Origin of the sequence: Winogradskyella ouciana, assembly GCF_009709615.1 — a bacterium.
GTDB classification, from domain to species: Bacteria; Bacteroidota; Bacteroidia; order Flavobacteriales; family Flavobacteriaceae; genus Winogradskyella; species Winogradskyella ouciana.
This window is the reverse complement of record NZ_WJYA01000006.1, coordinates 27,531-48,472: the sequence shown is the minus strand read 5'-3', so window position 1 is coordinate 48,472 and position 20,942 is coordinate 27,531. Positions and strand designations below refer to the sequence as shown.

At 35.9% G+C, this 20,942-nt stretch carries 13 protein-coding genes; 5 read left to right on the top strand and 8 right to left on the bottom strand.

Translation table 11 applies throughout. The features are described from left to right. Positions 1–363 (bottom strand): CoA-binding protein, encoded by a 363-nt coding sequence (locus F1003_RS10210; RefSeq protein ID WP_155089325.1) that lies wholly within the window; start codon positions 361–363, stop codon positions 1–3. 104 nt (positions 364–467) lie between these two features. Here F1003_RS10210 and F1003_RS10205 point away from each other — a divergent pair, with 104 nt between their 5' ends. Next, on the top strand, positions 468–2,942 hold the full coding sequence (locus F1003_RS10205; RefSeq protein ID WP_155089324.1) for a TonB-dependent receptor: 2,475 nt from the start codon (positions 468–470) through the stop codon (positions 2,940–2,942). Between the two features lie 374 nt (positions 2,943–3,316). On the opposite strand, the gene F1003_RS10200 is transcribed toward F1003_RS10205, so the two are convergent. The 6 genes from F1003_RS10200 to F1003_RS10175 all read right to left on the bottom strand — a co-directional run bounded on the left by F1003_RS10200 (position 3,317) and on the right by F1003_RS10175 (position 7,714). After that, entirely contained in the window at positions 3,317–3,694 is a 378-nt protein-coding gene (locus tag F1003_RS10200; protein ID WP_155089323.1) for a DUF2200 domain-containing protein, read from the bottom strand. Positions 3,695–3,759: 65 nt separating this feature from the next. Then, positions 3,760–4,242, bottom strand: a complete 483-nt coding sequence (locus tag F1003_RS10195; RefSeq protein WP_155089322.1) for a YybH family protein — start codon at positions 4,240–4,242, stop codon at positions 3,760–3,762. 86 nt (positions 4,243–4,328) lie between these two features. Further along, positions 4,329–5,240, bottom strand: a complete 912-nt coding sequence (locus F1003_RS10190) for a TolB family protein (RefSeq protein ID WP_155089321.1) — start codon at positions 5,238–5,240, stop codon at positions 4,329–4,331. A gap of 155 nt (positions 5,241–5,395) precedes the next feature. Next, complete coding sequence (locus tag F1003_RS10185; protein ID WP_155089320.1) at positions 5,396–5,860, bottom strand: VOC family protein; 465 nt, start codon at positions 5,858–5,860, stop codon at positions 5,396–5,398. Positions 5,861–6,030: 170 nt separating this feature from the next. Continuing rightward, entirely contained in the window at positions 6,031–6,591 is a 561-nt protein-coding gene (locus F1003_RS10180; protein WP_155089319.1) for a hypothetical protein, read from the bottom strand. Between the two features lie 112 nt (positions 6,592–6,703). Then, positions 6,704–7,714: a 3-oxoacyl-ACP synthase III family protein gene (locus F1003_RS10175; RefSeq protein ID WP_155089318.1), complete on the bottom strand. Its 1,011-nt coding sequence runs from the start codon at positions 7,712–7,714 to the stop codon at positions 6,704–6,706. Between the two features lie 155 nt (positions 7,715–7,869). On the opposite strand from F1003_RS10175, the gene F1003_RS10170 reads away from it, so the two are divergent. The 4 genes from F1003_RS10170 (at position 7,870) to F1003_RS10155 (ending at position 15,645) form a co-directional block, all read left to right on the top strand. After that, positions 7,870–10,314, top strand: coding sequence for a prolyl oligopeptidase family serine peptidase (locus tag F1003_RS10170; protein WP_155089317.1), 2,445 nt, complete (start codon positions 7,870–7,872; stop codon positions 10,312–10,314). 273 nt (positions 10,315–10,587) lie between these two features. Further along, on the top strand, positions 10,588–12,495 hold the full coding sequence (gene htpG, locus F1003_RS10165) for a molecular chaperone HtpG (RefSeq protein WP_155089316.1): 1,908 nt from the start codon (positions 10,588–10,590) through the stop codon (positions 12,493–12,495). A 117-nt stretch (positions 12,496–12,612) separates the two neighbouring features. Then, positions 12,613–13,920, top strand: a complete 1,308-nt coding sequence (locus F1003_RS10160; RefSeq protein WP_155089315.1) for a hypothetical protein — start codon at positions 12,613–12,615, stop codon at positions 13,918–13,920. Between the two features lie 75 nt (positions 13,921–13,995). Beyond that, complete coding sequence (locus F1003_RS10155) at positions 13,996–15,645, top strand: serine hydrolase (protein WP_155089314.1); 1,650 nt, start codon at positions 13,996–13,998, stop codon at positions 15,643–15,645. Positions 15,646–15,721: 76 nt separating this feature from the next. Here the strand turns inward: F1003_RS10155 and F1003_RS10150 are convergent, their stop codons facing one another. Next, the gene (locus F1003_RS10150) at positions 15,722–20,848 is read right to left on the bottom strand and encodes a T9SS type A sorting domain-containing protein (RefSeq protein ID WP_155089313.1); all 5,127 of its coding nucleotides are present in this window, start codon (positions 20,846–20,848) and stop codon (positions 15,722–15,724) included. Positions 20,849–20,942: the final 94 nt, after the last annotated feature.

The following is a 20,942-nucleotide window of genomic DNA, read 5'->3' as shown; positions in this document are numbered from 1 at the left end:
CTAATACTGCCCTGTTCCTAACATTACCAAGGTACAAGCCACTTCATAATCAATATTATTCTGCTTGAGTAAATTATAGAATTCAGGGTTTTCTGTACCTGGATTGAAAATAACACGCTTAGGGTTTAAACCAATCACATAATCATAATACATTGACTGACGCTTTGGGTTGAGATATAAGGTAACGGTATCAATATCCTTATAAGGCATCAGTTCAGTATCTATTTGTACACCGTTGACTTCTCCTGCTTTTAGTCCAAATGCTTTTACCTCATGTCCACGGCTTTTAATTCTATTAATAGCAAGGTTAGAATAACGTGCCGGATTCAATGAAGCTCCTAATACAAGTGTGTGTTTGCTCATAATGTTAAAGAAAAGTTAAGTTGTGTTAAAAATGGTAACATGATGTAAATATAGTCGTCTAGTCATTAATAATTCATCAATCAATCTAAAAAATCAATCAAAAAATGAGACATTTATTGCTCTTATGTGCTATAATTTTTTCTTTTTCAGCACATTCGCAACCCAATTCAAATTCAGAAATTAAAGACGGTTCTATTTCAGGACGTGTATTAGACGCTCAACTCAACCAACCTTTACCGTATGTAAACGTTATTGTTAAGGATGCTTCAGGTAAAATTATTACAGGTAGCATTACTGATGGCGATGGCACTTTTGAAATAAAGAAAATTCCGGAAGGCACTATTTTTATTGAAATCACCTTCATTGGTTACGAGACCATTTCAAAGCAAGAAACCATTGGTAAAGACAACTACGATATAGAAATGGGTAACATTATGCTAGAGGAAGATGCCGAAAGTTTGGACGAAGTTACCGTTGTTGCTGAAACCTCTACGATTCAACAAAAAATTGACCGAAAAGTGGTTAATGTTGGTAAGGATTTAACCACTTCTGGCCCAACCGCTTCGGATATAATGAATAATATTCCTTCTGTGAATGTTGACCAGCAAACTGGTGATATTGCCTTAAGAGGTAACCAAAACGTACAGGTAATGGTCGATGGAAAATTATCAAATATTCCTGCGGCTCAATTATTAAAGCAAATTCCTTCTACTTCAATAAAGCAAATTGAACTGATTACTAATCCGTCTGCAAAATACAATCCAGAAGGCATGAGTGGTATTATTAATATTATTTTGCATAAAAACGTGAATATTGGCTTCAATGGAAATGCTAATGTTGGGCTTAGTTATCAGTTAGAGCCAAAATTTAACAGCTCTATTGATATGAACTATAGAAACGGAAAGCTTAACTTTTACGGTAGCTATGGTAATAATATTTCAGACAATAGAAATACTGGTCTATTAGCACAAACCGATAATGATATATCTCAAACTTTCAATTTTTTAGATGAGCGTAATTCGCATTTATTTAAAGTTGGAGTCGATTTTTACATCAATGACAAGAACACATTTTCGGTATTTACCAATCAAAATGTTTTTGATGGTGGAACCTTAGGCGAAACGGTAACACGTTTTGAAAACAACCCATCTAATAATCTAAGTCAAAGGTTTTTGAATGAGAATGAAAACAATAGTCAGCAATACAATGTTAACTATAAGTTAGATTTTGACGATGAAGGCCATCACATTGAGCTCGAGGTAGATCATAATATCTTTGACAATGAACTAGAAACACTTAACCGTTTTGCAGGTTCTGGATCTAGACCAAATTTTGATGAATTCACGGATGTTGATCGTAATAGAACAACGATAAACTTAGATTACGTAAATCCTTTATCTGAAACATCGAAATTAGAACTGGGTGTACAAGCAAGATTGTTCGATAATTCTATTGCTTATAATTCTGATGCCAGAGTAAGAAATGAGTTTGGTGATTATATACCAACCTCAACAGCTTTCGATTACGAAAGAAACATCTATTCAGCATACGCAACCTATGGTAATAAAATAGAAAAATGGTCGTATCAAATTGGTGTAAGAGCAGAAAGCGTGCAGGTAGATGTTTTAGCTATCGATACGGATTTAACCAATAATACAGCAACGGATTTTCCTTTTGAAAACGATTATTTTCAGGTGTATCCATCGGCATTTGTAACTTATAACCCATCAGAAAAAAATTCTTATCAGATGAGTTATAGCAGACGTGTAGATCGTCCTGGTGTTGGACAGGTAAATCCTATTCCAGAGTTTAACACGCCATTAATTTCCCAGTTTGGTAATCCAGAATTAGAACCACAGTTTACTAACTCTCTCGAGGTTAACTATACAAGAAATCTTGAAAAAGGTAGCATCACAGCTGGTGTATTCTATAGACTTATTGAAGATGAAATTAACCAAGGTGTATTTGTAGATCGATCGGATTTAGGTTCTGGTAGAGTGATATTAACCAACGATAATTTTGATAATACCTCTGCCTACGGATTTGAACTATCCAGTAGTTATAGACCAACAAAATGGTGGAGTCTTAATGCAAGTTTTGATTTATATACACGTAAGCAAACCGGTTTTGCAGAATCTTTAGACCCAACAATAGTAAATCCTACGGAAAGCGATATAGAGATCAATAATGTTGAAGTAACCAATATGATTTACAACTTTAGAGTCTTTAATAACTTTAAAGTAACCAAAAGTCTATCCCTTTCTGCTTTTGCTATGTACAGAGGACCAGACACAGGCTTAAACTTTGAAATGGACCCAATGTACTTCGTCAATTTAGGAATGCGTTACAGTTTTCTTGAAGAGAATAGAGCAACCTTTAGTCTTAACTTTAATAACGTTTTTGACACACAAGAAATATTCATTACTAGCGAACGACCATTTAGGCAAGAGGTTGAGTTTATGCCTGAATTTAAAACTATCTTCGTTGGTTTATCCTACCGATTTGGTGGCAGCAAATACAGAGCAAAGTCTCGTAAACAAAGAGACAATAATGAAAAATCTGGAGGCGGATTTATATAAAAAATGTTAAAAACTGTCAAAATTGGCACAAAACTGTCACAGTGTGTATGGTCTTAGTGTCTATATAGTAGAGAACATAGCTTATATTTAATAGTTTACATAAATAGTTGATGGTTAGTGTTAATGTTTAGCTATTAAATAAGAAAACCCTGATAACTGAAAAGTTCATCAGGGTTTTTGTTAAAAAGGCGTTAAATATAATAAGGCATGAAATAAAACCGAAAGTATTACGTCTAATAGGTGAGATAAGTTTTAAGTAATAATGGTTATAGAACTAATTGTTTTATAATTTAGTGTTAGTTAAAGTTGGTTAATAGCTGAAAAAGCCCAGACATTGTGTTTGGGCTTTTTTTTTGTTGACTCTAACGCTAGTTTTATTTTTTTTCTTCTCGTAGTATTTTTTCCATTTTACGACCTCTTGCCAATTCATCAATCAGCTTTTCCATACGTCTGCATTGTTTATAGATTTCAAATTCATCTTCTATTTCTTCAATACGGTAACCACAAACCACTCCTTTAATTAAGTGAGCGTTAGGATGTATTTTTGCTTTTTGAAAAAATGTTCCAAAAGTTACTTTATCATCAATAAGGCTTTGCAATTTTTCTTCGTCGTAACCTGTTAACCATTCTATAACTTGGTTGAGTTCTTCTTTTGTTCTGCCATTTTTTTCCAGTCGATTTAAATACAGTGGATAAATGGAAGCAAATACCATATTGGCGACTTGTTCATTCTTTTCAGGTGTAACTTTCATTTTTATTGGAGTTTAATTTTTAATGGGCTGTTATCAACGTAATTATGTAATGTAAATGGTTTGAGTTAATTCTTTTTGTCAGGAAACCACGTATCTCGCAATATTTTCCAATTTCCGTTATCTTTTTGCCAAACCAATAAATATCTTCCACGACCGACTACTGTTCCGTTTGTATGAGCCCATATTCCAGTTCCGTCTTCCACCAGTAATTGGTCATTTCCCCACAATTTTGTGGTTTTAAATCTTGAACCCGTAATGCTATCTCGAATCATACCTCCAAAAACCTTAATGATATTTTCTCGTCCAACCGTTGATGGGATAATTTCGGCATCTTCCATATACATATTCCCAAGTGCAATTGAATCTCCATTGCGTAAATGGTTTTCATATTCCCGAAGGCGTAATTCAATTTCTTTTTCAAGAGTTGACATATCGGTCTGTTTAATTTCTACATTCTTTTCAGTCACATTTTGGTCGCAACTGCTAAAGAGAGTCATTACCATTGCTATAAGCAAAAACAGAGTGTTCTTGTATTTTATCTTTTTCATATTGGTTTATTTAGTGAGTTGTTTCAGCTCATACAAAATGATGTAGTGTATAATTTCGTTCCGTCCTTCACTAGGTTAGCACGTTACTATTTTTTCCAAACAGGACTTTCATTTCTGCTATCAGTGTTCGTTAGTTGAATCCGTTCTTTTGTATTGATGTTAATTTTCCAAATATTGTAATTTCCTTTACTTCCTGCTGTATAAACAAGCCATTCTCCGTCTGCTGACCAATCTGGCGAATAGCACTCAATACTATCATTGGTAAGATTGTACAAATTTGTTCCATCTGCATTCATTATAAACAAATCCCAATTATTATCATTGAGACCATAAAAAGCGATTTGTTTTCCATTGGGCGAAAATTTTGCTCCAGAATCATACCCCACTTTGTTGGTAAGCCTTCTCTCATTACTGCCGTCTGAGTTAATTATAAATATTTCTCCATTAGCAGCGTGAGACGTATCCAATGAATCGCGCAACTGTCTTGTAAAAATAATTTCTTCACCATTCATAGACCAACTAGGACTTTCTTCGTAAGATGTATTTTTTGTTAATTGTCTAATATTAGAACCGTCTTTGTGCATTAGATAAATATTTCTAGAAAGAGAATCCCTATCACTCATAAATACAATAGTCTCTCCATCGGGTGAAATCCTAGGAAGTACATCAGATGCTATATGATTTGTTAACCGTGTTAGATCAGTTCCGTCAGATTTTACAGTATAAATCTCTGCATTGCCATCTCTTTTTGAATAGAAATAAAGCCTTTGTCCATCTCGAGACCAAGAAGGACTAAAGTCTAGAGAGTCATTTTTTGTAATATTTCGCAGATTCTCTCCATTTATATTCATTATGTAGACTTCAGAGTTTCCGTCTCTATCTGTTACAAAAGCAATTTCTTGGTTTGATGATGGTGTCTCATCATGTAGCATTACCTTTTTATCTTCTTTGCACGAAGTAAAAATTAAAAGACATATCAAAAATTTAAACGTATTCATAAGTTTATATTGTTGCTGGTAATGGTTTTGGCAATGAGTGGTTGCGAGTTTACTTACGAGGAATTTCCGAAGGAAATTTATATGTAGAAACACGCAACGACATTTGATTAAGCACTAAACCGCAATTATATTTATAGATTGTTATGCTTAGGCTTTTAATCGTTACTTTCTGCAACACTGTTTACTTCAATCCAATATCCATTTGGGTCTTGAAAAAAGACCTGCTTAATTCCGTCAGCTCTAACATTTATTTTATTCACATTTCCGGGCCAGTCACTATATTCAACTTTCATAGATTTCAGTTTAGCAATTAATAAATCAAAGTCAGATGTAGTCAAAGCCAAGTGTACTGCCTTATTCGTCTTTATTTCATCCTTAAGAATGGAAATCAGATGCAATTCTTTTCCTTCTCCGAGCGACAACCATCTGATTCCTTCAATTATTGTTCTATTGGTAATTTCGTTTAGATTGAGCACATTTTTATAAAATTCGGCAGATTCGTCAGAGTCTTTGACTGATAAAGCAATGTGATTGAAATTGACGGAAATTTCATTCTTATCTTGTCCTGATACAAATCCGCTCGATAGGATTAAAACCAGCAGAGCAATAAGTTTTTTCATAATACTATTGTTAATGTTAGTTAGATTTTAGCTTGCGCACAACCGCCTCAGCTATGTTTTCGTTACGAAATGGTAGGCGAGTATCACTCTGCAACAACCATAAATTTAGCAAAAAGGTTTGGAATTCCAATTAGGATATAAAAGCATCTTAGTGAAAAATTAATGAGGTTTTACTTGTTTTTTACCACAGTACTTTGTTGTACACTGGCTTTTGTTAGCATCTTCTTAAAAGCTTCTATATTTTCATTGTTTCTTGCAGAAAGCGGATTACTAAATGAATTGTGAATACTATTTATTAAAATTAGATTATGCTTTTTTATTATTCGTATAGTTTCTCCTGAACCTCCATAATTGTTTCTTGAGTGAGCGATTACATATTGATCATTCTTTTCAGAAATCAGCCATTTCAGCTCTATTTGAGTGAAATCGATAGCTTTGTGAAAAGCTCCTTTTGAGACTTTTAAGTCTATAGTTTTAAATTTCAATTCTCTACGGTATAAGACGAACAATATTATCGCAAAAAGCAGAGAGACAATAGGAAAACCTATGTCAGACATTATTTTATCAAGAGTAATAGTGTTATTATCAATTTTGGCTTTGATAATGAAAATAAAATATCCAATAGACATCAACAAAAAGAGGATAGTAGGTGAATAATACTCAATTAATTTCCATTTTCTTAATTTCAAGTGTTTACTAGAAACAATTTCAGAAATTTCAGATTTGATCATTCACTTTCGGTTTTTTCAGCTTGTGTACAACTCGTAGATAAAAAGACACTTTAAAAATAGCAAAAAATTAGGGTTTATTGAACAATGGTAACTGAATAAACGGTTTAAGTAGTTACCACTTAACAATCACACTTCCCCATGTAAAGCCACTACCAAAAGCCGCCAAAACAACGGTGTCTCCTTCTTTTATTTTACCCTCTTCCCAAGCTTCGGTCAGTGCAATAGGGATAGATGCTGCAGTCGTATTACCATAGCGCATAATGTTGTTATAAACCTGGTCATCCGATAGCTGGAATTTTTTCTGTATAAATTGGGCAATACGCAAATTCGCTTGGTGCGGAATCAGCATATCAATATTTTCCTTTTTGAGATTATTTTGCATTAAGCCTTCCATAATCACCTCACTAAAACGTACTACGGCATTTTTAAATACAAACTGGCCGTTCATGTATGGGAAATAGCTTTCGTCATCTTTATTATCATCCTCAATAATATCGGTGACCCAACGTGTACCCATACCAGGTGCTTTAACCACCAATTCTTCGGCATGCTCTCCTTGGCTGTGCAGATGTGTGGACAATATACCTTTTGAGGTGTCTTGCTCTCGCGTTAACACCGCTGCTCCTGCTCCATCACCAAAAATTACGGAAACTCCGCGTCCGCGAGTGGTTTTATCCAAACCATGCGAATGCAGTTCACTACCAATCACCAACACGTTTTTATACATGCCTGTTTTTATAAAATTATCAGCTACGGAAATGGCATAAACAAAACCAGAGCATTGGTTACGTACATCCAATGCGCCAACGGTTTTAATATCCAAGGCATGTTGTACTTGCACACCAGGACCAGGGAAATACATATCTGGGCTCAAAGTAGCGAAGATGATAAAATCAATATCGTCCTTATCAATGCCAGCACGTTCTATGGCAATTTTTGCAGCCTTTACTCCCATGGTCGCTGTGGTATCTCCATCACCTTCCTTTACCCAACGACGTTCCTTTATACCTGTGCGTTCTGTAATCCACTCGTCATTGGTGTCCATCATTTTAGACAGATCGTTATTAGTTACCACATTATCAGGAACATACTTTCCTAGGCCTATTATTTTTGAATTGTACATTGAAAATCTTATTAGATAGATAAATATAGTACAAATTTACTACTTTAATTGTTTAGCTAATTTTCAGAATATTAGTCTATAAATTTAACATCTCTATCACATTTGCCGGTTTCATTTTTCCTTATCTTCAAGGCGCTAATCAATTTTCTTAAAACATGAAATCATTCATCAAATTATTCGCATTACTATTTTTATTAAATGGCTATGCGCAACAAAGCTTAACGTATCAACAACCATCAGAAGAAATTTTAGAACTGGCAGACGTAGAGTTGGCACCAGGAGTACTAATTGACAGTAAAGGAGAGCACATGGTGCTACTCTACCGCAATCAGTACAAATCCATAGCAGAACTATCTGAAACCGAAATGCGACTCGCTGGTTTGCGTATCAATCCTGTGACCAATATTGGAAGCCGAACCAATTACTACACCAATTTAAAAGTTAAGAAAACCACGGACAAAGAGGCCAAACAGGTTATGGGCTTACCTGAAAACGCAAGGCTTTCAGGTTTTAGTTGGTCGCCAGACGAAACCATGATAGCATGCTTAAACACTACCTCTAAAGGTGTTGAAGTTTGGGTGTTAAACATCGAGGACGCCAAAGTCACCAAGCTTACAGATGCCAGTGTTAATGCCAATATGGGCAGTACCATCAACTGGTTTAAGGACAATGAGCATCTTTTGGTAAAAATGTTACCAAGCGACAGAAAACCATTGATAGACACAGCTATTGCTGTACCAACAGGACCAACGGTTTCCGTAAGTGATGGAGCAAAAGCGCAGAACAGAACCTATCAGGATTTATTAAAAACACCAAATGATGAAAAGAATTTTGAGCAACTGGCACGCTCTACAATCAAAAAAGTGTCAATAAATGGAGATGTTGAAGATTTCTTGCCAGCAGATATGTATCGTGGTATAAGTTTTTCACCAGACGGTAACTATGTCATGGTGACCACTATAGACAGACCGTTCTCATATTTAGTAACTTATACGAGATTTCCTTACGAGCAGACCATTTACGACAACAAAGGTAATGTGGTAAAAACCGTGAACACCGTACCTTTGGATGAAGTCCGCCCCAAAGGTTTTATGGCAACACGAATGGGAAAACGAAGTTTAAACTGGCGCGCAGACCAACCTGCAACATTGGTTTGGGCTGAAGCATTGGATAAAGGTGACCCAGAAGTTGATGTAGAGTACAGAGATGCCGTCTATCAACAAAAAGCACCATTCACAGGTGACCCAAAGCTATTGCTAAAAACAAAACAACGTTTCTCTGGTATTTCTTGGGGAGATGATAACACAGCGATAGCTTATGACTACTGGTGGAATACCAGAAACACAAAGCAATATCTGTTTAACCCTTCAAAATCAAACGAAGCAAAAATTATTGTGGATAGAAATTACCAAGATGTGTATAGCAATCCTGGGGATTTTGTGAGTTCTAAAAATGAATTTGGACGTTATACATTAACTAAAAATGGAAATAGCCTCTATTTAATGGGACCTGGTTATAGTAAGGAAGGTCAATTTCCTTTTATTGATGAATATAATATTAAAACAGGTGAAACTAAACGTTTGTATCAATCAGAATATACAGATAAGCTAGAAAGCTTAAATTCTGCCATTGACATGAAAACAGGTGATATTTTAGTTCGAATTGAATCCCAAACCGAATACCCGAATTATTACATTAGAAATATTAAAAAGAACAGCCTAACACCAATAACGGATTTTGAAAACCCTTTTAAAAGTTTAGAGGATGTCGATAAGCGTGTTATCAATTACAAGCGAGATGATGGTTTAGACTTGGATGGCACATTATATCTTCCGTTAGATTATGAAGAAGGTAAAAAATACCCAATGATTCTTTGGGCTTACCCTCGTGAATACAAAGATAAAGCCAGTGCTGGGCAAAGTACGGCTAACCCTAATGAATTTGTTTATCCATATTGGGGCTCACCGATTTACTGGGTGACTAAAGGTTATGTAGTTTTAGATGATGCAGCTTTCCCAATCGTTGGCGAAGGCGAGGATGAACCTAACGATACTTTTAGAGAACAACTTGTGGCTAACGCAAAAGCGGCCATAGATGCTGTTGACAAATTAGATTATATTGACAGAGACCGAGTAGCTGTTGGCGGTCACAGTTATGGCGCATTTATGACAGCCAATTTGTTATCGCATTCCAATTTGTTTGCTGCCGGAATCGCCAGAAGTGGTGCTTACAACAGAACATTAACGCCATTTGGTTTCCAAAGTGAAGAGCGCAGCTATTGGGATTCGCCAGAAACTTATTATACCATGTCACCATTTATGCATGCTGACAAAATGAAAACACCATTATTGTTAATCCATGGTGTGGCAGATAATAATTCCGGTACCTATCCATTGCAAAGTGAACGCTATTTTAACGCACTAAAAGGATTGGGAGCACCTGTAAGATTAGTAATGCTTCCTAAAGAAAGTCATGGCTATAGAGCTAAGGAATCCATAATGCACATGCTTTGGGAACAAGACCAATGGTTGGATAAGCACGTTAAAAACAAAGAGAAGAAAGAAGAAAAAATTGAGAATGAAGAAACGATAAAGAATTAAATGATTAAAAAGTCATAGAAGAGACTATCTAAAAATAAGATACAACCGTCATTACGAACGCAGTGAAGTAATCTTTTAATTTGAAACTAAAATTTTAGAGATTGCTTCGTACCTCGCAATGACAGTTCCGAAATGTTTTTGGATAGTCTTTTTTTATGTCATCTTGTCACAATTGTTGAGTTGGTATTTTATTTGACTATTGGTTAAATGAAATAAAACACAATGTAAACAGATTCCCATTTTTATGGGAAAGACTAAAAATAAATTTTTATCATGGCAAAAGGAAACATTAATGTATCGGTAGAGAACATCTTTCCGTTAATTAAAAAGTTTTTATACTCAGATCACGAAATCTTTTTACGCGAGCTGATTAGTAATGCGACAGACGCAACTCTAAAGTTAAAGCATCTAACCAGTATTGGCGAAGCCAAAGTAGAATATGGCAACCCAATCATTGAGGTGAAAATTGACAAGGAAGGCAAAAAACTTCACATCATAGATCAAGGTATTGGTATGACGGCTGAAGAGGTTGAAAAATACATCAACCAAGTTGCTTTCTCTGGTGCTGAAGAGTTTTTAGATAAGTACAAAGATGCTGGTAAGGATGCTGGAATCATTGGTCATTTCGGTCTTGGGTTCTACTCTGCTTTTATGGTAGCTGATAAAGTTGAAATTATCACTAAATCCTACAAAGATGAACCTGCAGCACATTGGACCTGTGATGGTTCGCCTGAGTTTACCTTAGTAGAAGGAGACAAGAAAGAAAGAGGTACGGAAATTATTCTCCATATTTCTGAAGATGAACAAGAATTCCTAGAGGAAGCTAGAATCCGTGAGCTTTTAACTAAGTACAATAAGTTTATGCCTATTCCGATTAAATTCGGAACTAAGGAAATCAATGATCCGGATTTTACACCAAAAACCACTAAGGATAAAGATGGCAAGGAAACTACCGAGCCTCATAAGAAAATTACAGTTGATGATATTATCAACAATCCAGATCCGGCTTGGACAAAGCAACCTGCAGATTTAGAAGACGAGGATTATAAAAAGTTCTATAGAGAGCTTTATCCAATGCAGTTTGAAGAGCCATTATTCAACATTCATTTAAATGTAGATTATCCATTCAACTTAACCGGAATTCTGTATTTCCCTAAAATGACGAATGACCTCAACATTCAAAAGGATAAAATTCAACTTTACCAAAACCAAGTATTCGTAACTGATAATGTTGAAGGTATTGTACCAGAATTCTTAACGATGCTAAGAGGTGTGATTGATTCGCCAGACATTCCATTGAATGTATCGCGTTCTTACTTACAAGCTGATGGAAACGTGAAGAAGATTTCATCTTACATTACACGTAAGGTTGCTGATAAGTTGAAGTCGTTATTCAACAATAACCGTGAGGATTTTGAAAAGAAATGGGACGACATTAAAATCGTTATTGAATACGGAATGTTGTCTGAAGAAAAGTTCTTTGAAAAAGCAGATGCATTCGCGCTATACCCAACGGTTGATGGCAAGCATTATACATTTGAAGAATTGACAAATGCTATTAAAGCGAAGCAAACTGATAAGGATGATAAAATGGTGATTCTATACGCATCTAATAAAGATGAGCAACACAGCTACATCCAGACGGCCAAGGACAAAGGTTACGAGGTATTGTTATTAGATTCACCAATTGTGAGTCATTTAATGCAAAAGTTGGAAACCTCTAAGGAAAATATATCATTTGCTCGTGTAGATGCAGACCATATTGATAACTTAATCAAAAAAGAAGACACTGCCATTTCAAAATTATCTGATGAGGAAAAAACGAAGTTAGATGAATTGTTGAAAGACGTTGTACCATCAGAAAAGTTTATGGTACAATTAGAAGCTATGGATAGTTCTGCCTCACCATTTATGATTACGCAACCAGAGTTTATGCGTCGTATGAAAGAGATGCAACAAACTGGAGGTGGTATGTTTGGTATGGGCAATATGCCAGAGATGTATAATCTAGTAGTAAACACCAATCACGATTTAGTGAACGAAATCTTAAATACCAAAACACGAAAAAAACAAGAGCGTTTAATTAATCAAAGTTTAGACTTAGCACGTTTATCTCAAGGCCTACTTAAAGGTGAAGAGCTGACGAACTTTATTAAACGTAGCTATGATATGATAAAGTAGATGTCATTCCTGCGCAGGCAGGAATCTGATAATTAATTGTAAAAACCACTTAGAATAATCTTCTAAGTGGTTTTTTTCTTAAAAATGTTATACTTTTCATCAACCAATTTTATAAAAATGCATATAATAAATATAGGAACTTCTATAAAAAGCAGCTCTCATTACAAAGTTTCCAATACATCTTTTCTTTCTGGCATAACTTTTCTCGATGCTGAGCTTATTTTCTGGAATGTAAGCAAATCATACAACGAAATGCCAATATCGAATAAAAATTCAAATATAATGGCTCAATTTGCTAAATGCATAAAAAACAGAAAAGATGAGTTTGATGAATTTTTTGAGATAGGTAGAACCTTAATAATTATAAAACCAGATTTTAGAGATTATGTTTACAGAAATGGCAACCAAGAAACCAAAATTAATTTTATTGATGCATTGGGTATAAAAAAACCAATTTTAAAGCCTGTAAAAGGTCACGTATTAGAGCCAATTAGAGATGACCATACAGAACATTTTTTGTATGAGTGTAAAGAATATCTCTCATATACATCAAAAATAGTTAAATCAAGTGGTATTCCGTTACTTTTTATTAAGGACACTAAATACATTGTCGCTGAGTATTATAATGTGAAAAATGGTAAAATAATAATATTACCAGATATAAGTTTTAACCCAAAACGTGAAGTTGAAGAAACAAACAATTTTATTCATTATACTGAAGGTTTTATAAGAAGTTTAAAACAAAAAAGTGTAGCCAAATTAGAAATACCTGATTGGGTTGATAACTATAGTTTCGACATTGAAAAATCAGAAAGTGAAAATTATGTAAAACTCAATGATAAATTATGTGAACTTAAAAAATCTCTTAATAAAAGTAAGGAGTTGTTGAATAAATATAGGTTTCTAAAAGCACTATTCTCTTCAGATGGTGAAACTCTTGAAAAAGCAGTAGAATTTATTCTGAAAGAAATTGGTTTTGATATCGAAAAGTATAAAGAAAAAAATAGAACTGATTTAATAATAAAAACCAAATCTAAAGTTGCTGTATTTGAAATTAAAGGATTGACAAAAAGCGCCAAAGAACAGAATGCTGCTCAACTTGAAAAATGGGTAAGTAGTTATCATGTAGAAAATGGTATTGAGCCTAAAGGGATATTAGTAGTTAATACTTATAAAAAGCTTAAACTAGAAGAAAGAACTGATATAGATTTCCCTAAGCAAATGTTGACTTATGTCAATCGTAAAGAACAGGCTATTATAACAGGTCTACAATTATTGAGTATTTATTTGGATTTCAAAACCAAAAAAATCAATAAGAAGAAAATTGAAAGCCTTCTATTTGATACAATAGGTGAAATTATTTACAAAGAGCATCCAATGGATCTCATTCAAAAAATCAACAATGACGAAGAAGAAACCACTTAGCAAACTCTAAGTGGTTTTTTTGTAACTTATTGGCAAATAAGTCGTCACACATAAAACAATCAATCTCACAACATTATGAAACCAAAATTCTCTTTCTTAACTCTTGCCCTTTGTTTTCTTTTTACAACCACACAAGCCCAAGACCTAACCACACAATTTGATGATATTGTCTCAAAATATTATCAAGATGATATGCCAGGTGCTACAATTTTAATTGCCAAAGACGGTAAACCTATTTATAGGAAAGCCGTAGGCAAGGCCAATTTAGAATTAGACGTAGATATGGTTCCTGAGAATGTATTTATGCTGGCATCTATCACTAAACAGTTTACGGCTGTAGCAATTTTAATGCTAGAAGAGCAGGGAAAATTGAGTTTAGATGACCCTATCACTAAATTTATTCCAGATTATCCCACACATGGTAAAACTATAACTGTCCATCATTTGCTTAATCACACCTCTGGGATAAAAAGTTATACAGGTATGGGAGATTTAGCCAAAGTAGCTCGTCACGATAAAACCCTGGACGAATTAATTGACTACTTTAAAAATGAGCCTATGGATTTCGATCCTGGTGAAGCATTTGCTTATAATAATTCGGGTTATGTCCTCCTTGGAAAAATCATTGAGGTTTTGTCTGGTGACACCTATGAGAACTTTATAGAGAACAAAATCTTCAAACAACTTGGAATGACAAGTTCTAGTTTTGGTAACAATAGAGAAATAGTTAAAAATCGAGTTGACGGTTACGAACAAGATGCTAATGGTTATGTAAACGCAAACTATATTAGCATGACCTTACCACACGCTGCAGGTTCCTTAACCTCAACTGTAGATGATATGCTAAAATGGCAAAATGCTCTAAAGAATAATACGCTAATCAAAGAAGCAACTTTCAATAAAGCGATTAAAGGCTCAGAACTTAATAACGGAGAACATATTCCGTATGGTTATGGCTTGGGAGAAATGAACTTAAAAGGCTCAAAAGGCTATACCCATAGTGGTGGTATTTTTGGGACTTCAACCAATGGTATTTACTTAATTGATGAAGATGTTTATGTTATCGGACTCAGCAACTGCAGCTGTAATGATATCGGAGCAGTTACAAGAAGCCTTGCAGCAGCAGCTATCGGCAAACCATTCCCAACCATGAAGGATGTTATTTCACTTTCTGAAGAAAAAATGAAACAATGGGTCGGTGCTTATGAATTTGAAGATGGAGCCATTAGACATATTTTTATGAAAGATGGAAAACTAAACAGTATGCGAGAATCAGAAACCAATACTGTTTTTGAAATTTTCCCGCTTTCTGAAAATCGTTTTATGTTTGAAGAAGGAAATATTGAATACAAATTCTCAACATTAGCAGATGGAAAGCGACAGGCCATCTTTATTACAGATTCCGAAAATGTAGGTAAAGAAGTTGATAAACCTATGCCTGAAGCCAGAAAAGAAATCACTTTATCCAACGACGTATTAAAACAATATGCTGGAACCTATGAAATAGCTCCTAATTTTAATGTTGAAGTCACCGTAGATGGCAACCAAATTTTTGGACAAGCGACTGGGCAAGGTAAGTTTGAAATTTTTGCTGAAAACGAAACGACATTCTTTGCTAAAGTAACTCCTCTGAAAGTAAAATTTAGTAAAAACGATTCTGGTGAAGTTGAAAGCTTTACCTTATATCAAGGAGGAGCAGAGACGGTTGCCAAAAAAGTTGAATAAAAACTTAAACCTTTAAAATAAAAAAAGACCATCTATCGATGGTCTTTTTCAGTATTAGCAAGCGGTTAATTTACTATTAATCTAAAATCAATTTATGAGTAGAACTTCCGCGTTCTGTATTAATGTTAACCACATAAATACCTGAAGCCATACCGCTTATATCCATTTGGTTTGTTCCATTTCCGATAGATAGTTGTTTCACCATCTTACCTGTCATAGATACAATCTGAACCTTAACTTCACCAGTTACAGCGTCATCAATTACAATATTGAATTGTCCTTTTGTTGGATTAGGATAAATATTCAATACTGAAACTTCATTGAAATCCTCAATAGACAATGCTACTTGCGATTCGTATGCTCCAATATCTCTTGCAGCTCCAAATACAGGTTGCCCAATCTGATCTACAAAGGCATCACCAGCATCACCAGCATCAAATGCCGGAGAACCATCTAGTAATTGATGTGTTAATGTTGTTCCTCCATTATTTTGTAATGGACCAACTACTGGGTCTGCACCTTCGATATCATTTGTTTGTGGTGTGAATACGTTTAAATCATCCATACCAATCAAATTATAATCATTTGACGTTAAAGTACCTGAAACATCAGTTCCAGAAGCTGCAGTATTCAATGCTACAATGGTATTTTTTAAAGATACATTGTTAACAGCATCAATACCACCACCATTTCCAGCAGATGTATTCATTGCAATAGTTACCGCATTAAAATCGAGACTAGCACCATTATTGGTTGCTCCACCACCAGAAACTGATGCTGAATTACCTGAAATTGTACTTGTTATTACCGTAGTTATCGCACCACCATTATTATAGATTCCACCACCTTCTCCAGCAGTATTATTATCTATAGTTGACATAGATACATTCATTGTAGTTCCATTCTGGTTCCATAATCCACCACCTTCATTAGCAGCTGCATTTCCTGTAATTGTACTTGTTGAAATATCTATTGTACCAGACATTCCCGTAACGTGGAATCCACCACCATTACCTGGATTAGCTACACCAGCAAAACCATCAACATCATTGTTAGACATTACAGAATTTGTAAATGTTAAGTTACCATCAATCAGCTCAATTGCTCCACCAGCTCTATTAGCTGAGTTATTATCAAATGATGAATCTATAACGGTAACATCACCAGCTGTACTTAACAATCCTCCACCAGAAGCAGAAGCTCCTGAGGCCACATTATTAGAAACGATAGTTCCATTTGTGATATTTAGGGTTCCACCATTGTTGAAGACTCCTGCACCACCATCATCGGCAGCATCACCTGTTGCTGTATTGGCATCAATTGTAACAGCATCTATAGTCATAATTCCAGAACCATTCCATAGTCCACCACCTTCTCTAGCAGCGTCATTACCTGTTACCATTCCACCTGTAATATTTGAATCTCCAGGTCCAGTGATATGAAGTCCACCACCATTTCCTGGTGCTGCACCTGTGCTATTTGTTGAAAGTGTAACATTGGTTAAGGTTAATAAACCCCCCATAGCAGAATTATCTTCAATTCCTCCACCTGCTCTAACAGATGTGTTACCATTTAATTGAGAATCAGTTACGGTCAATGTTCCCATATCATTCAATATACCACCACCAGAACCAGCAGCTCCGTCAGCAATATTATTACTTATAACTGTATTGTTTTGAACAATCAGCGTTCCTCCAGCGTTGAAGATTCCTCCACCACCTTCGTTGGCAGCAGCTCCACTTGCAGTATTTCCATCGATAGTTGTACCATCAACAGTCATCATACCAGAGCCATTCCATAATCCACCACCTTCTAAAGATGCAGTATTGCCATTAACTGTTCCTCCTGTTATTGTTGAATTTCCTGGGCCTGTCATGTGTAATCCACCACCATTTCCTGGTGCAGAACCTGTTGAATTGTTATTCAACATCACATTAAGAAGGGTGATTGTTCCAACGGCAACAGTAGAATTATCTTCGATTCCACCACCTGCTCTATTAGAAACGTTTCCTGTAATAGATGAATCTGAAACTGAAACCGAACCGCCATCAACATTTTGAATGCCTCCACCAGATCCTGCAGCTCCACCAGTATTGTTATTGCTAATGATTGCTCCATTCTGAACAATTAGTGTTCCTCCATTGTTGAAGATTCCTCCACCACCATTATCAGCAGCATCACCATTTGCGGTGTTGTTATCTATGGTTGTTCCATCTACAGTCATTATACCAGAACCATTCCATAATCCACCACCTTCTGAAGCAGCTATATTTCCATTAACTGTTCCTCCAGTAATAGTTGCATTACCAGGTCCAGTAATATGTAGTCCTCCACCATTTCCTGGTGCTGTACCTACTGTATTGTTATCTAAAGTAGCATTGGTTAATATAATTGTACCAATAGCAACTGAAGAGTTATCCTCAATTCCACCACCAGCTCTATTAGCTTGGTTACCACTTACTGAAGCATTTAAAACCGTTATAGTCCCACCGTCAACATTTTGAATTCCACCACCAGAACCAGCAGTCCCTGCAGCAAGATTACTAGTGATTATTGTTCCATTTTGTACGGTAACCGAACCTCCATTATTGAAGATTCCTCCACCACCATTATCTGCAGCATCACCATTAGCAGTATTATTTTCAATATTTACAGCATCTACTGTCATTAAACCTAAACCATTCCATAATCCACCACCTTCTGAGGCAGCAGTGTTGCCTTCTACAGTTCCACCAGTAATTGTTACAGCACTGTCTCCACTTATGTGTAGTCCACCTCCATTTCCTGGCGCACCAGCTCCTGTAACAACTCCTGTTTCATTTAAGTTTAAACTTACATTAGTAAGTATTACTGGTCCACTGTTATTAGCTTCAATTCCACCACCAGCTCTATTAGATGTATTATTCATAATAGAAATGCCGTTTGCCATTAAAGTACCAGCTGCATTTAAAATTCCACCACCAGTAGATTGGGCTCCGTCTGCAACGTTATTTGTAATAGCTGTAGAACCTGATAAATCTAGTGTACCACCTTCATTATAAATTCCGCCACCACCTGCAGCGCCTGGAGTCATAGCATCATTTCCAGATGCTGTATTTCCATCGACTGTGTGATCTACTAAAGTCATTACTCCAGAACCATTCCATAATCCACCACCTGCATTAGCAGCGATGTTTCCATTTGTTGTACCTCCTGTAATATTTGTTGTTGCAGCTCCAGATACATGCAATCCTCCACCAGAACCTGGTGCAGCTACTGCAGGAGTGACTCCAGCATTATTTATATCTAAAGTTGTATTTACAAGGTTTAGTGTTCCACCTGCATGTTCAATTCCACCACCAGCTCTATTCGCTTGGTTCATTGTAATAGTAGAACCATCTACCGTTACTGTTCCACCAATAGTTAGAATTCCGCCACCAGAACCAGATGCTCCGTCAGCTATATTATTACTGATTACAGTACTGTTTTGAACTAGCATGTCACCTCCATTGTTGAAGATTCCTCCACCACCATCATCTGCTGCTGCACCACTTGCTGTATTTCCGTCAATAGTTGTACCATTAACTGTCATTAAGCCAGTACCATTCCATAGACCACCACCTTCTCGAGATGCTATATTACTATTTACGGTACCACCTGTGATATTTGCATTGGCAGCACCTGTGATATGAAGTCCACCACCATTTCCTGGTGCAGAACCTGTTTCATTAAAATCTAGAGTGGTATTTGTAATAGTTACAAAACCTTCCACTAATTCAATACCACCACCAGCTCTGTTGGATGTATTATAAGCTACCCATGATGAATCTATTGTGACATCACCATCAGTACTAAAAATTCCACCACCAGAACCTGAGGCTCCATTGGCAATATTATTTAAAACTGTTGCACCACTTCCTACAAACAAGGTTCCTCCATTATTGAAGATTCCACCACCACCATTATCGGCTGCATCACCAGACGCAATATTGTCACTCACACTACCGCTAATAACATTCATGGTTCCTAAATTGTTCCATAGTCCACCACCTTCTGAGGCAGCAAAATTGTCATCTGCAGTTACATTGGTTAATGTAGCATTGGTTGTACCAGATAAGTGTAATGCACCTCCGTTTCCTGGATTTGGCATAATAGGATTTCCTAATCCTATATCAACACCTGCTGCATTATCTCTAAGTGTTACACCTGATAAAACTAATGTTCCACCTGAAGCATCCTCTATTGCACCACCAGCTCTACTTGCATAGTTTCCTGAGATCGTTAGTCCAGATGCTAAATTCAATGTACCACCTGTATTATTAAAAATGGCTCCACCACGTCCTCCTGGTGTCGCTCCCATTGCTATATTTCCAGATAAAGTTGTTGTAGCGTCTACATCGATTATTCCTCCATTATTAAAAAGGCCTCCTCCACCTGTAGCATCACCAATTGCGGAATTACCTGTAATTATTGTACCTGTAATTGTCATTGCACCAGATCCATTCCATAAACCACCACCTTCTTTGCCAGCGATGTTTCCATTAGCGGTTCCTCCTGTAATATTGGCATCACCTGCTCCTGTAATATGTAATCCACCACCATTTCCTGGAGCAGCAATTGCCGGTGAAGCACCAGCATTATTGTTATCTAAATTGACGTTATTAAGTGTGATAGCTAAACCAGCACCTGAATTGTCTTCGATTCCACCACCAGCTCTATTGGCTGTATTGTTGGAAATTTCTGAATCGTTAACCGTTAGAACACCACCTATGTCATTAAAAATTCCACCACCAGATCCAGCGGGAGAACCTGTTCCATTAGCAACATTGTTTGTTATTACTGAATTATTAATGGTTACGGTTGCATTGGTCATGTAAATTCCACCACCATCATCTGCTAAACCATTAGTAATTGTTAAATCATTAAAAGTAACATTGCCTGCAGTTATATTAAATACTCGACCATTGTTATTAGCGTCAATTGTAACTGTTGTAACTGCTATACCATCAATAGTTAGATCTTTGTCTATTAATAATTCACTATTTAACGTCACTGTAGATACACCGGCAAAGGTTATTGTGCCACCAACGGGAGTATCTGCAATTTCGTTTCGTAAAGTTCCGTCTGTACCATCATCTGCGCCACTAGTGACGACCTGTGAAAAAGATAATGAAGTTGTAAAAATTGCTAAGAGAATAGCAATAAAGGTAGTTTTGTTTTTCATTTGGTAAGTTTTAAATTAAATGAATAGGTTGTGGTTAGTCTCTTGGGAAAGACATAATGCTTACGAGATAGTGCTAATGAGGGTTTTAAAAAAG